This is a genomic window from Blastopirellula marina (assembly GCF_002967715.1).
GTDB lineage: Bacteria > Planctomycetota > Planctomycetia > Pirellulales > Pirellulaceae > Bremerella > Bremerella marina_B.
Genome location: NZ_PUIA01000074.1, coordinates 1 through 15,314, shown reverse-complemented (window position 1 = coordinate 15,314; position 15,314 = coordinate 1). Strand labels below are relative to the sequence as shown.

The 15,314-nt window shown below is 53.8% G+C and carries 9 protein-coding genes; 8 read left to right on the top strand and 1 reads right to left on the bottom strand.

What is annotated here, in order from left to right; translation table 11 throughout:
* Positions 1-303 precede the first annotated feature (303 nt).
* The 8 genes from C5Y96_RS22555 to C5Y96_RS22520 all read left to right on the top strand — a co-directional run bounded on the left by C5Y96_RS22555 (position 304) and on the right by C5Y96_RS22520 (position 14,651).
* Positions 304-3,573, top strand: a complete 3,270-nt coding sequence (locus tag C5Y96_RS22555) for a PSD1 and planctomycete cytochrome C domain-containing protein (RefSeq protein ID WP_158261371.1) — start codon at positions 304-306, stop codon at positions 3,571-3,573.
* A gap of 48 nt (positions 3,574-3,621) precedes the next feature.
* Positions 3,622-5,058, top strand: a complete 1,437-nt coding sequence (locus tag C5Y96_RS22550) for a DUF1501 domain-containing protein (RefSeq protein WP_105358595.1) — start codon at positions 3,622-3,624, stop codon at positions 5,056-5,058.
* A gap of 203 nt (positions 5,059-5,261) precedes the next feature.
* Positions 5,262-8,903 (top strand): DUF1553 domain-containing protein, encoded by a 3,642-nt coding sequence (locus C5Y96_RS22545; protein ID WP_158261370.1) that lies wholly within the window; start codon positions 5,262-5,264, stop codon positions 8,901-8,903.
* Between the two features lie 64 nt (positions 8,904-8,967).
* A complete protein-coding gene (locus tag C5Y96_RS22540) occupies positions 8,968-10,248 on the top strand; it encodes a DUF1501 domain-containing protein (RefSeq protein WP_105358153.1) in 1,281 nt (426 codons plus the stop codon).
* Positions 10,249-10,390: 142 nt separating this feature from the next.
* Entirely contained in the window at positions 10,391-11,248 is an 858-nt protein-coding gene (locus tag C5Y96_RS22535; protein WP_105358151.1) for a fumarylacetoacetate hydrolase family protein, read from the top strand.
* 24 nt (positions 11,249-11,272) lie between these two features.
* Positions 11,273-12,031, top strand: coding sequence for an HpcH/HpaI aldolase family protein (locus C5Y96_RS22530; protein WP_105358148.1), 759 nt, complete (start codon positions 11,273-11,275; stop codon positions 12,029-12,031).
* 3 nt (positions 12,032-12,034) lie between these two features.
* Positions 12,035-12,994, top strand: coding sequence for a dihydrodipicolinate synthase family protein (locus C5Y96_RS22525; protein WP_105358146.1), 960 nt, complete (start codon positions 12,035-12,037; stop codon positions 12,992-12,994).
* A gap of 67 nt (positions 12,995-13,061) precedes the next feature.
* Entirely contained in the window at positions 13,062-14,651 is a 1,590-nt protein-coding gene (locus tag C5Y96_RS22520) for a sialidase family protein (protein ID WP_233199056.1), read from the top strand.
* A gap of 30 nt (positions 14,652-14,681) precedes the next feature.
* Here C5Y96_RS22520 and C5Y96_RS22515 read toward each other — a convergent pair whose 3' ends face one another.
* Positions 14,682-15,143 carry a hypothetical protein gene (locus C5Y96_RS22515; protein WP_105358143.1) on the bottom strand — a complete coding sequence of 154 codons (462 nt, stop codon included), beginning with the start codon at positions 15,141-15,143 and terminating at the stop codon, positions 14,682-14,684.
* Between the last annotated feature and the right edge of the window lie 171 nt (positions 15,144-15,314).

Sequence of the window (15,314 nt, the reverse complement as noted above, 5' to 3'; positions counted from 1 at the left end):
TTGATTTTCCAAGAAAAACCTCGGTAGGTTTCAGACGTGGCTGTACGATTGGTGATTGAGAGCTTGCCTTCGGAATCAGATTTTCAGATCTGAGATAGACAGACCGCTGTCATATTCGAGGGCTTGTTTTCCGGATTTCCAGGGTGACATCATTTTCGTTGTCCCCGTTTGAACTACTGGATAACCGGCCAGCCGATAGCTACCGACGCCAGAAGATGGACCTCATGAATCCATTCTTTGGTAATGGCAGCCAATGCACATAACTACTCATCTCCCGCCTTCCTACCCCAGTTGAGTCAATTCATGTTGCACCGTACCTTTCGAATACCCTCTCTCCTTTTAACGCTACTCGCCTGCTCGTCCCTGGCCGCTCAAGATGACTCGGCTAGCAAGGAACACCTCAAGTTCTTCGAGATGAAGGTGCGTCCGCTTTTGGCTCAACACTGTCTTGAGTGTCACAGCGCGGAAAGTCAGAAGGGCATGCTACGGCTCGACTCGCGATCGGCCATGCTTAAAGGGGGCGAATCGGAAGAGGCAACGATTGTGCCCGGCAATCCGGACGAAAGCCTGCTTATCTCTGCGGTGCGGTATGAGTCGTACGAAATGCCACCCAAAGGCCAACTGCCTGAGAAAGATATCGCCGTTCTTACCAAATGGATTGAGCTCGGTGCCCCTTGGCCAGGCGGAGACGACTCACTGATTATCCGCCAGGACGGAGACCGTATAACTGACGAGGACCGCAAGTGGTGGGCCGTTCAACCAGTCACCGATCCTGCCGTGCCACACGATGGCGATGGTTGGGCCAGAAACGAGGTTGATCGATTCATTGCGAGAAAACTCAATCAGGCCGGACTTGAACCCGCGCGAGAAGCGGATCGATACGAACTCGTACGACGAGCTTATTTTGACTTACTTGGCCTGCCCCCTACGCCCGAACAGATCCAGGCTTATGTCGCAGATAATCGCCCCGATGCTTGGGAGCGGCTCATTGATCAGCTACTGGAAAGCCCACGGTATGGGGAACGCTGGGCACAGCACTGGCTTGATGTCGTGCGATATGCGGAAAGCGACGGGTATAACGAAGACGCCTTCCGCCCCGATGCCAGCGTCTATCGTGACTATGTAATCCGCTCACTGAATGAAGACAAACCCTATAACCAATTCGTTCGAGAGCAACTGGCAGGCGACGAGATCGCGCCAGATGACCCGAATGTCTTTATCGGAACAGCCTACCTGCGTCACGGCATCTACGAATGGAATCAGCGGAATGCGCGGATGCATTGGGATTTGATCATCAATGAAATGACGCGTGTGACCGGCGAGGCTTTCCTGGGAATCGGCATCGGCTGTGCTCAGTGTCATGACCACAAATTCGATCCCATTCTGCAGAAGGACTATTACGGTCTGCAGGCATTTCTGTCGTCCGTGTCTTGGCCGATGGATCGCCCACTGGCGACTCCTGAACAGATTGCCGAACACCAACAGCAACAAGAGAAGTGGGAAGAAGCGACCCAGGAAATCCGGAACGAAATGGACGAGTTGGTTGGAGCTGGGCCTGATGCCAACCGACGCAATATCGTTAAACAATTCCCACCTGATATTCAGGAAATCTATTATAAGCCAGAGTCGGACAAAACGACGTTTGATAAGCAGTTGTCCTATCTCGTTTGGCGACAGGTGGATCGCGCTGAAAAGTCCTACGATCCCACGAAAGGGCTTAAGAAGTCGCCTGAAAAGCTGAAGCGTTACGAAGAGCTGCAGGCGGAGTTAAAGAAATTCGATTCCCTCAAACCCAAGTCGCTACCGACGGCATTCGTTGCGACCGATATCGGTACCGCACCAGCACCAACATATTTATTAACGCGTACGACGCAAGAAGAAGTTGAACCTTCCTTTTTGACTCTCCTTGGCGATCCGACGCCAGAAATCAGCCCAACCGCAACAACGACTGGTCGACGTACCGCTTTGGCAAACTGGATTGTTCGAGAAGACAATCCACTATCGACGCGAGTTATTGTCAACCGCATCTGGCAACGCCATTTTGGCAACGGTATCGTACCCACGCCAAACGATTTTGGAACGTTGGGTGAGGCTCCCAGTCATCCGGAACTGCTGGACTGGTTAACGCGGCGATTCCTGGATAACGGCTGGCAGACCAAGCCAATGCACAGGCTCATCATGAACAGTGCTGCGTATCGGCAGACCGCCCGACGCGAGATCGATACGGCGCAACCCAAGAATCCCCTCGATATCGATCCCACCAATCGTTTGCTATGGCGATTTCCAGCTCAGCGACTCGATGCCGAGCAGATACGTGATGCAATGCTGGCGGTATCTGGCGAGTTGAAACAACGCACTGGTGGATCATCCGTCAGCGGGTCGACGCCCGATCGTAGCGTTTACGTTATCAGAAAGCGTAATAGGCCAGATGAAATGCTGAGTGGGTTCGATGCTCCACTTTGCTTCGAGTCTGCACCTACCCGTGACTCGACGACCACTCCCATTCAGTCGTTGCTACTAGCGAACGGAACCTGGACGTTAGATCGTTCGAAGGCCTTTGCCAAGCGGCTACTGGCAGGAAAAGAACAATTAGAGGAGGAAGATATTCGCCAAGCATGGCGTCTTGTCTTCGGACGTGAGGCGGAAGATCAGGAGATCACCGACTCCCTAACGTTTATCCAAGAACAGACCAATTCGGTCACGGTACCTGCGGTCGTCCCCAAATATCCCAATGAAACAGGACTGCGCCCTGTGACGCAGCATTTCGCTTCGGTAAAGGATCTTGGACTCGGCAAGAAGACGCTATGGCTTCAACCAGACAGCCGGTTTGAGCGACTTCACGTTAAGCAGGCGGAAGGATTCGATGATCAATTCACAGTCGAAGGGGTTGTGATTCTCGACCGTCTGTATCCAGATGCCAGCGTCAACTCGCTCATTTCCCGTTGGAATGGCAATACCAAGACAAATGGCTGGACGGTCGCTGTCACCAGTACCAAGTCCGCCTACCAGCCGAATAATTTCATCGTTGCTTTGACGGGCCGCGATTTTCAGGACCAAGCAACCTTTGAGGTCGTCGCCTCTGGTTTTAAAGTTCCACTAAACAAACCTGTCTATCTTGCAGCCGTAGTTTCCGCGACCACGTCCGAGGACGATCCAACATCCGGATCGGTGACCTTCTACATGAAGGATCTGTCGGATCCAGACTCCGAAGTGCAGACATCGAAAGTAACGACATCCGTTGTGTCGGGAATTCAGAATCCGGCACTCAAAATCATCGCCGGCGGAAGAGAAGCTACCGGGCATCTCTGGGATGGTCAGTTCGCACGGCTTACGATCAGCCATGGGTTACTCCCCCAGGAGCAACTGTTGATTGGTGAGCAATCCGAGAAAGCCGTGAGAATTCTTGACTGGCGATTCAACGATGAAGACGGCGAACAACCTGCTCCGAACACAGCGTGGTTGCGATCCAACCTGGAAAATGCCAAGGCGACGGCCGACACAAAGACTCTCCGCGCCGTGACTGATTTCTGTCACGCTTTGTTCAATTCCAACGAGTTCCTGTACCTGCAGTAATCAGTGCTCGCGATCATCCAAGACAACTTTAAAAGCTGGACTTCCGTCATGAAATACTCCAAGTGCAATAACATCGAACTTCCGAATTCACGCCGTGACTTTCTCTGCCGTGCAGGTGGCGGTTTCGGTGCGCTGGCCTATGCGGCACTCACTGGCGAGTCCCTCTTGGCCGCAGATAACAGCAACCCTGCTGCCGAAAAGATTCCACATCGATACGGCCGCGCCAAGAACATTATCTGGCTGTTCATGGAAGGTGGTCCCAGTCATTTGGACTTGTTCGACTACAAGCCGGAATTAAACCGTCTGGCCGGACAAACTCTGCCTGAGAGTTTCCCGCGGCCTGTCACGGCCATGGGCGAGATTAACTCGCCGATTCTCGAATGCAAACGCAAATGGTCGCAATGCGGAGAGAGCGGATTATGGATATCCGACTGGCTCCCTCATCACCATGCGATCGCGGATGAACTGTGTGTTATTCATTCTTGCGTTTCGGATGGGATCAATCACGCCGGCGGCGTCTGCCAAATGAATACGGGAGCCGTATTCGGCGGCCGTCCCTCCCTCGGCGCGTGGATCTCTTACGGGCTTGGTGCAAGCAGCAACAGTTTGCCCGATTTTGTTGTGATGAAAGATAGCAACTCGATGGTCGTCAACGGCGTCCGCGCATGGGGATCCGGGTTCATGCCATCGAGTCATCAAGGTGTCCTGTTCGAAGGGGGCGATGAACCGTTACGGAATCTCAACAACCCCAAAGACGTTTCATCGATGCAGCAGCAGCGGAAGCTGGAATTCATCAACCAACTCAACCATCGACATTACGTGGGACGGGAATCCAACACCGACCTCGATGCCCGCATTCGCAGCTATGAACTGGCGGCTCGGATGCAAGCTGATGCCCCGGAAGCGATCGATATCGAGAACGAGCCGGAGCATATCAAGAAGATGTACGGTCTCGACGAGAAAGAGACCGAGGTCTACGGCCGTCAGTGCCTGCTCGCCCGACGGTTGGTCGAACGCGGCGTAAGGTTCATTCAACTCTACTCGGGTGCCGGTAGTAAGTGGGATAGCCACAGCAACATCGAAGGGAATCATTCCCGTCTTTGCAAAGGAGTAGACAAACCGATTGCTGGCCTGATCGCAGACCTGAAGCAACGCGGACTGCTGGAAGACACGCTAGTGATGTGGGGCGGAGAATTCGGCCGTACGCCAATGAGTGAAAAGGGAACCGGACGCGACCATAACCCAACCGGCTTCACAATGTGGATGGCCGGCGGTGGAGCGAAAGGTGGCCAAACGATTGGCGCTACGGATGACCTTGGGCTCTATGCTGTCGAAGACAAACTGCATGTTCATGACATCCACGCCACGGTGTTAGGCATGATGGGGCTTGATCACACGAAGGTCGTTTACATGCATAAGGGGCGTCCTGAACGGGTTGATCTCAACGAGGGGCATGTGCATAAGGAACTGGTTTTCGGCGCGTAACTCACCACTTGGTCCAGCTCCCTACGCTCATCAAGGAGCTGAATAGCCGCTGCCGCCGGTAGAGATTAATCAAAGATAACCTCCCATCTCAAGATCCACGCGGTACTGGTCCCACCTTTCAGCCTACTCTCAAGTCCTCATCTACTAACCCAAACACTCCTGCCATGACATCAATAACCGGAATCGCAATTGCGTTGCTTCTAATGACCAGCACTTTGGCCGTTGCTGCGGAGCCGATTTTGGAGTGGCGGTTTGACGGCGATTCATCGCCAGGGGCTTGGCTAGGCAAGTTTGGCACTCCAGATGATGGCCCCAGGCCACCCAAGTATCCGGGGTTCAACGCCACTAACAGCGCCATGTCCTTCACCGGACACGAAGGCTCCATTGAGATCAAGGATCACGAGCGAGGCGGGTTCACCAATGTACGGTTCGGTCTAGGTGACACATTCGGATTTGAAACCTGGGTAAAGCTCCGATCAACCGGACGCGGTCAGGTCGCATATGTTGTCGGTAAGGGGCGACATCCCAAGCATGGCGAAGACTTTCCCGAGACCAACCAGAACTACGCGGTTCGCTTTCAAGGTACCGACACTGGCGCACAGTTCGGCTTCCTCTTCACCAGCCAAGATCCCAAAACTGGCAAGTTCGCCTGGCATCGGTGGTGGAGCGATACAACCGTCCCTCCCTCAGGCTGGCATCATGTGGCACTGCAGTACACCTACGGCAAGGCCGACAGCCTGATAGCCTGGATAGACGGAAAGCAAGTTAACGGCAAGTGGGATCTTGAAGGCAAGACCGATCTACCGCCTGTACAAAATCCAGACGATCTAATCATCGGTACTGGATTCACGCATAGCGAAAGCTCTTCCTTCTCCGGTTGGCTCGACAGTCTTGCGATCTATCGCACCGGATTTGACCCCGCAGAAATCGCCGCACGCTACCAGTATATTCCTCCACCACCAGCCGTGACTCGCGAGATGATTCCACCTGGAAGGGTGCTCGTTCAGATCAGTGAAAAGGGAGTTCCCGAAGCACAAGGCTGGCCAGATGAGCCTCAGGTCACTGAGTCATACCTTGAAGACGTGTTCGGATTCTTTGCCGTCCCACACAAGTACGTTTCCACAGGCGTGCGGGCTGACCGCAAGAATCCATCGCACTTCCGGGCTTCAGCGATCGTGACCCTTCCCAAAGGAAAGCATCGTTTGCTGCTGCGAGGGCGTGGAACGTCACGACTTCTAATTGACGGGAAGAAGGTTCTCGACAACGGACCACGAAGCTTCGACTCTGGTGGACATACGCCGCTTGCCGTGCAGGATGATTATCTCGATCTAGGCCCAGATTTTCGCTTCGTGCCACCTGGAAATCGTGATGCGTGGTGCGAGTTTGAATCGTCTGGTGGCGAGCATTTCGTCATACTTGAAACGATGCTTGGGAACATCAAGGGAAAGCTCAAGCAACGTCCAGAACTTGGTGAAACGGTCGCTGCGATCTCTTTGGAAGGGAGTGATTCTTGGTCTCTTCTTTCCCCAGGCGAGAGACAGGTTGCTTACAACGATACCGGATGGGCTTTGTATGCCGCCGAACGTCAAGCATGGCTAAATGATGTAAACACAGCGGCCAGGTCTGCTTGCCGGGAAGCGAACAGCGACTACTGGAATAAACGCCGCAAAGCGGCGGCTGATTGGCTTGCCAGCGTAGAGCCCGTAAGCATCCCACCGTTAGCGGATGGTTTTCCGGCTAACAATGAAATCGATCACTTCATTGCCGCTCGGATTGCCACCGTGGCCCGCGATGCCAGCCAGAATCAGCAGTCCGACGTCGACTACTTCAAAGACATTCAACCACTACTTGAAAACCGCTGCTACGATTGCCATCAGGGTGTAAAAGCAGCCGGCGGACTACGCATGGATGACCACGCTTCGATGCTTCTCGGAGGAGACACGGAAGGGGCAGCCCTCGTCCAGGGTCAAGCCGACGATAGCCCATTAATTAGTCGTATCACCTCGCAAGACAAAGATGTCAAGATGCCTCCGAAGGGTGATCCACTCTCCCATAACGAAGTTGCCCTACTTAAGCGATGGATCAACGACGGTGCCGTGTGGCCTCAATTCAACGTTAAGACCTTTGAGCCAACACCTCTAGCGGATGACCTGGTATTCCTGCGTCGGGTAACGCTTGACACGGTTGGGGTGACACCAACTGAAGCTGAGATCAACGCATTCCTCAGTGACTCTCCGGAAAATCGTCGCGCTAACGCAATCGATCGATTATTGTCTGATTCACGGTGGGCCGATCATTGGATGGGCTACTGGCTCGACGTATTGGCCGAGAATCCGAATATCATCAACCCCACGCTTAATAACACTGGCCCCTTCCGCTGGTGGTTGTATGAGTCCCTTCTAGATAACAAGCCCGCGGATCTTTTTGTCACCGAGTTGATCCGAATGGAGGGAAGCGAACGGTTTGGTGGACCAGCAGGCTTCGGTACCGCTTCGCAAAACGACCTTCCGATGGCGGCCAAAGGGATTATTATCAGCTCCGCGTTTCTTGGTGTGGAGATGAAATGTGCCCGATGCCACGACGCGCCGGCGCATATCTCGAAACAGGAAGACTTACTGCAACTAGCAGCATTGCTGAAGCAGGAGACGATCCAACTCCCATCAACCAGCAGCGTCCCTCCAGGGCGACTGCATCAGACGGGCCGCAAGCCACTGATTGAAGTGACACTTAATCCGGGTGCAGAGGTCGAGCCTGCCTGGCCGTTCCAACGATACTGTGACGAGACAGTAGCCGACGTTCTCGCCGAGCATCCTAACAACTCACGAGATCGCCTTGCAGCCTTGATCACAGCACCACAGAACGAACGTTTCGCCCAGGTAATGGTCAATCGGGTGTGGCAGCGCCTAATGGGTCGCGGACTCGTCGAGAACCTCTCCGATTGGGAAAAAGGAGGACCATCGCATCCTGAACTGCTGCGATGGCTTTCGCAGCAGTTCATCGCATCTGGATATGACGTTAAGGCCGTCAGCCGCCTCATCCTCAGCTCTCATGCTTATCAACGGGCCACCGATCCCCAGTTGACCGAAACGAGCCCACTGTATGTCTCCCCTGCCCCACGTCGTTTGACAGCCGAGCAGATCGTCGACTCCGCATTCCACGCGACAGGGACTCCGTTCGACTTAGAGGAAGTGAGTCTCGACATTGACAGCGTTCGGGAGATTAAGAATTCCATCACGCTCGGTAAACCACGGCGTTCCTGGATGCTGGCATCCACTTCCAATGAACGGGATCGTCCAAGTCTCGGGCTACCCCGTGTCACCGCCGTCGCAAGTGTCCTAAGGGCCTATGGCTGGCGTGGAGCGCGTCAAGATCCGCGTAGCGAGCGGGATACGGAACCCAATATTCTGCAACCAGCTATTCTCGGCAATGGTGTCATGAGTATCTGGTTGACGCGATTGAGTGACCGCCACGGGATGACTCAACTTGCCCTGGAAGACCAGCCTGTCGAGCAACTCGTCGACCGCATGTTCCTTCGTCTTTTGACGCGCGAACCCTCGCCGGCTGAAAGAGAACTCTATGTACGCTATTTGTCCGCAGGCTATGACACGCGGGTGATCCCCATAAGCGACCGCTTTGAACCTACCCCTGGCAAACGAGAACGAGTTCGCTACGTAAGTTGGTCTAACCATGTCGACGGGCCAGCCAATACACTTGCGCAGCAAAATGAAATCGCAGCCCGTCGGGGTGATCCTGCGACCAATGCCTTGAACAACGACTGGCGACTTCGCATGGAAGATGTCCTTTGGGCCATGCTGAATGCGCCTGAATGGATTTACACTCCGTAAATATCAAAAGTCGAACGCCAAACTGCCACCAAGGCACACACTCATCTTACACTGGACCACACTCATGAACCGACGAACATTTCTTCAGCAAACCGGTGCACTGACTGGCACCGCACTCGCCGGTACTAAACTGTTCGCCTCACCAGCTGCTGTTAACATCCCGAAGGGCAAAGCCGAGCACGTAATTTTTCTTTGGCTTGGGGGTGGCATGGCACAGATCGACACTTTTGATCCCAAACGCCGCGGAAACTCGAAGGCGTCACCCAAGCTCGCTGGATCGGAATATGGCACGGTCGACACCATCGTGCCAGGCGTAGCATTCTGTGAGCATTTGCATCGTACAGCCAAGCTGGCCGATCGCCTGACCGCAGTTCGCACGATCAATCATCACTTGGTCGACGAACACGCATTCGGCACAAACTTCGTCCATACCGGACGGCTTATCAGCGGCAGTATCACCTATCCATCGATCGGTTCGATCATCGGGCATTTGCGAGGTGCCGCCAATCCAGAGGTTCCCGCTTACATGGTAATCGGTTACCCCAATGTCAGTCGCGGCCCCGGGTTCCTTGGAGCGAAGGGTGGGTATGTTTACCTGGTCGATACCGAGAGTGGTCCGGCCGGCTTTACCCACCCGGAAGATGTGCCTCTTGAACGTGCTCAACGCCGCCAACAACTTCTCCAACCATTGGCTGACCGTATCCCCAAGGGTTCGGTCGTCGAACAGTATCGAGTTGCCCAAGCGGAGGCCATGCGTCTAGCTGGGCCAGACTTCATGCGTCACTTCCGTTTGAGTGACGAATCAGCCGAATTACGAAACGCCTATGGGGGTGAGTTTGGCCAACGATGCCTACTTGCCCGGCGACTCGTACAGTCCGGCGTGCGTTTCATTGAAGTGTCACACAATCTTAACTTCATCAATGGGACCGGCTGGGATACGCACAACGAAGGGCAGCAGAACCAGCATGTACTCATTCAAGAGCTCGATATCGCGCTCTCCGCGTTGATTACCGATCTCGAAAACCAAAAGCTGCTTGATAAAACATTGGTGGCGATCGGCACCGAGTTTGGACGACCAGCCTCGTACGATGGTCGTGGTGGACGTGGGCACCAGGGCAGTTGCTTCAGTTTACTACTGGCCGGTGGGGGCTTGAATCATCAGGGAGCTTACGGAGTGACGGACGACCTGAGTAAGAACATCATTGAGAATCCTGTTTCTGTACCCGATTTTCACGCCACCATTCATGCGGCCCTCGGCCTCAATCCTGCTGACGAGTTATTCGATGGCTCTCGCCCCGTTCCCATTACCGATCAAGGCAAACCGATTGAGTCCCTATTCGTTTAAGAATGCAGGGAACATGTGAGTTCTTTCGAGACCCCTTAGAGAGCAGCCTGGGCCGTCCTGAGGCAATCCTGTTTCTTGCGGCACTCAAACTCTTGTCTCGTATCCGCAGCAACATGAAGTTAGCATCCTTGGAAGGATTGAAATGAAGATTGCAAATATAGGCGGTCGCGCGCACATCGTAACGGCAACTGGTGGTGTAGACATCGAGCAAGCATCGGACGGCCGTTTCACTTCGGACAATCAACGCCTGATTGCTCAACTTGACGAGCTCCAGCTTTGGTACGCCGAAAACGATCCGATCGAAGACCCATCTCTGAGTACAGATCACCTTGTAAGGACGCTCGAACGATTACAATCGCCCGTTCCATATCCCAGTCAGGTCTTTGCAATTGGGCTTAACTACAAAGCCCACGGCGCAGAGGTCGCCATGGCTACGCCACAGGAACCAATGATCTTCACCAAGTTCCAGTCGTCGATCTCAGGCCCCGGGGCAACCGTCACATTGCCCAGCAATACCGTCGACTGGGAAGTAGAAATGGTCGTAGTCATCGGCCAAGGTGGTCGCAACATCAGTCAGGACGATGCACTGAGACACGTGGCTGGTTATTGTGTCGGACAGGATATCTCAGAGCGTACGCTGCAGCTTGCCTGCAAACCTCCGCAGTTCAGTATCGCCAAAAGCTATGCGGCCTTCGCACCGATGGGCCCCTGGCTCACGACTGCAGACTCGCTTGATGTCTCATCACTTCGGCTAACATGCAAGGTCGGCGACGAAACACTGCAAGATGGAAATACGAAGGACATGATCTTCGATGTCCCCACGCTGATTTCCTACATCTCAAGTATCTGTGAACTTAGAATCGGCGACATCCTATTCACCGGTACGCCCGATGGCGTCGGCATGGGACGCAAGCCACCGATGTATATTGAGGATGGCTGGGTGCTGGAATCGTCGATCGAGGGTTTAGGAACAATTATCAACCCTTGCCGCCGAATCTAGTGACCTTAGATCATGGAACCTGACATGAATCATGACTTTCGCAAAAGACTTCGCGAGCGGCAGACTTTACTCGGAACGATCGTAAGTTCAACTGACCCTGCGATTGTAGAAGTCCTTTCCGAGTGCGGATTCGATTGGTTATTCGTCGACGCCGAGCACGGCCCTTTCGAAACGACCGATCTGCTTCCCGTACTCCGTGCTGTAGATCATCGAATTCCGTGCGTTGTTCGTGTACCAGCCTCCGAGGAGATCCCGATCAAGAAGGCACTCGATATTGGTGCATCGGGCATCATCGCGCCGCAAACCAATACAGTCGAGCAGGTTGAAGCGGTGGTACGCTACTGCCGCTACTCTCCCCAAGGGTGCCGCGGAGTCGGCATATCGCGTGCATCGACATATGGAATGGGGCTCACAGAATACGTTGGCTCAGCGAATGACTCAGTAGCTGTAATTGTGCAGGCTGAGCATATCGAAGGCGTCGAGAACATTGAAGAGATCGTGAAAGTTGAAGGGGTCGATGCGATCTTTATTGGCCCGTATGACCTATCCGCCAGCATGGGAAAGATGGGAGAAGTCACCGCCCCTGACGTTGTTGACGCGATCAATCACGTTACCAACGTCTGCAATGCGGCAAACATGCCGCTAGGAATCTTCGGCGTTTCCGCCGATGCGGTTAAGCCATACATAGATCGAGGCTACTCGTTGATCGTGTCTGGAGTGGACGTTCTGATGATGGCTTACGCCGCCAAGGACATGTTGTCGATGTTACGAGTTGGAAAATGACGAATGAGTAGCACCCCGTTCATTCCACAAGGCGTGATTCCAGCCTGCCTGATGCCCTTTGACGCCCTACTTGAGGTCGACGAACGATCTTATCGTCGTCATTTGCGTGAACTTTCCTGTGTCGAAGGAATCACAGCGATCACTGTCAATGGTCACGCGGCCGAAGTTCATGCGCTCAGTTTTGAAGAACAGCGTCGAAGCATTGAGATTGCTCGGGACGAAATCGCCGGAAAAGTCCCGTTGGTCGCAGGTATTCACACTGGCGACACGCGCGAAGCGGCCCAATTGGCGACAATGGCTGCGAATGCTGGTGCTGACGCACTGCTGGTGTTTCCGTCGGATGTGCTAGCCATGGGAGGACGTTTGCGGCCTGAGTGTGCCCGCGCCCATATTGAAGGCATCGCTGCATCAACAGAATTACCATTAATACTGTTTCAGTACCCTATGTCCGGTGGACTCGGTTATTCCTTGGACACCTTGCTTGAGCTATACATGACATTCCCTTCGATCAAGGCTATCAAAGACTGGTGTAATGACCCCCACCTCCACGAACAACACATCCGCGAACTTCATGCTCTCGACCGCCCGGTTCGCGTTCTATCGACCCATAGCATGTGGTTGCTTGCCTCGCTGGTCATGGGCTGCGACGGCCTCCTTTCCGGTGCAGGTAGTGTAATAGCCAACCTTCAGGTCGCCCTGTTTCAGGCGGTCCAGAACAACGATCTGCAAACCGCGCGGCAAATCAACGATCGCATCTATCCTACAGTTAAAGCATTTTACTGCGATCCGCTGCTCGATATGCATAATCGTATGAAGGAGGCGCTCGTGCTGCTCGACCGACTCGACGCAGCCCACGTACGTCCACCATTGGTAAAACTCACGCAACCCGATATTGAGCGTATCGCCTTATTGCTCAAGGAAGCTCGAATTCTTCCTTCGGCGAACGCCCCAAGCGATAACTGAATCTTCGACCTTGCCTCGAATAAACGCCTTACCTAAATAGACAGACACCCTATCGAGCTGAACCATCATGCGAACCATCACTGTGTTCATCACGCTGCTTTCTGCCAGCATCACCTGCTTCGGAGAAGAACAACCTGCTACATCGCCGGAAGAGAATATTCACGCGTTGGAGCAGACACCTTCCCGTCCGAGTGCAGCGAAACCAATCTTTCTTACCGCAAACGACATGTCAATCGCGACCGGGCAACCCTCGTTGGTGAACATGTCACACGGGTCTACACACATACCTGTTTGGTCCTTGTCTGGCGGCACCACAGGACAGTCGGTAGTCGGTATCGTGAATGGCCTGCCCAGAGGGTGCGGCGCAGTGCGGGTTGAGATCGTTGTTACGACGACGGACCCGTCTACCAGTCCCGAGTACTCGGATGTTTATCGCGTTCACTTGTCCCAGTTAGTGAGCAACGCCCCTTTCACAGACCGGTACTCTCTCGGCAAGACAGTGCAAACTCCCCTTCCCGCCGGACCTTTGCACACTCGGACCATCGTTCTGGAACCTTACTACGAAGTGGATTCTGAGGCCCCCTTGTGGGTTCGTATTCAGCGCGAACCAGGCGAATCAGGCGACACCTTTACCCGCCCCACCGGACTGGCCGTTGTGAAGGTGACTCCGTTGAATGCCATCCCTCAACAGACACATATCGTACAGGATGTGAGTGGCTATAATTCCTGGCCGATGATCCAGGCCATTGAAAACAAACTGGTATGCACCTACAGCCGTGGCTCTGGTCACACAATTGGTGAAGATGCGCGTGGCGTTTACGCACGTACTTCCACAGACGGTGGTAAAACTTGGTCGAAAGAAACCGTAGTTGCCAACACGCCAGGGTATGGTGAAGTGACTGTCGGGAAAGGGCTCGACTCAACTGGGGCGATGCTTCTATGGGTACGCCGAATCGGCAAGGACTGGAACCACGATCTGTATCGCACTACCGACGGCGTGACGTTTACACATCTCGCGACGCCGAACCTCGCTGTGCAGCCCATGCAGATTACCGATGTGTTCGCTGTTCCTGATGTTGGGCTGATGGCCCTATGGTTTGCTGGAAAATACAACGACGATCCCGTTCACGCGTGGGGCACAATGACCAGTAGCGACGATGGTGCCACGTGGACACAGAAGACCATCGAATCTGGGCTAACGAAAAAAGAATGGCCAACCGAGCCAGCTGCGGCCTACTTGGGAAATGGCAGGATTCTTGCCATCGGTAGAACAGAGACCGGGCCTACACAATACCAGATGATCTCCACTGACAACGGCTCAACCTGGACGCGTGCGCGAACAAACATCGGCGATGTCATGGCTTCGACACCAAGCCTTGTCTTCGATGCCGAAACCGGCCTGCTGAGCAACTACTACTACGAGCGTGGACATGGTCTTCTTAGGTGCCGAGTCGTCGACCCGAGGACGGTCTTCGAAAACCCTCTCGCCTGGCCAGCATCCGAGGTTGTAGCAACCGGCAGTAAAGTTACGTTCGATTCCGGTAACGCGAACGCCACCGTCGCAAACAACAAGCACTATGTCTCCTTCTACTCGGGCAAAGCTCCCGACACGTCTGTCATGGTGTCAGAGATTCCTGTTCCAACGGCAGGACAGTAGCTTGAGTCCCGGTTTCACAGCGGTGTTGTTCTAATGTGCAAAAGCATGGCTTGGAGTTGTGGACAACGATCGAACTTCTTCATGCCGGGCCCATGCCAGATGGGAACTCCATCGGATAAGTTTTCGATCTGCGACCCCCAGAAGTTGCATCAGTTGCGATTCGGTCCCTGTTTCTGAAAACCATACTCCTTCTGCTCCATCAAGACGAGATGTCGTTAACAATTCGAAAGACTGTTCTGCTTGGCTAGCCACAACAACAACAGGCACCCCCCTGCTGATCACCTTGAGTTCTGGCAATACATCGATCATCCGTGGCGATGCTTCTCGATTATCAAGCACGATAATTCTTTGCCAATTGTCGCGCCAATATTCGTATTTGATATCGCTAAAGTTGATTGGCTGATATTTAAGATGATACGCCTGATAGATTTTCTCTAGGTCATTGGCAACCGCCCCCGATCCAGAGATATTCGTTATTCCGTGGCCTAGCATGTGTCCATATCCTCGTTAAGATGATTTTTAACTATGAATCATTCTGAAATGCCCCAAAAACCTGGCCCACCGTTATGAGAGTTCGGATTGGGTAAAAGGAATCGCAGTGGGCTGCTGGAGTGAGGGCGTAGCCCGAACGGAAGCAGGCCACTGCGACGCGAAGTCTGCGGG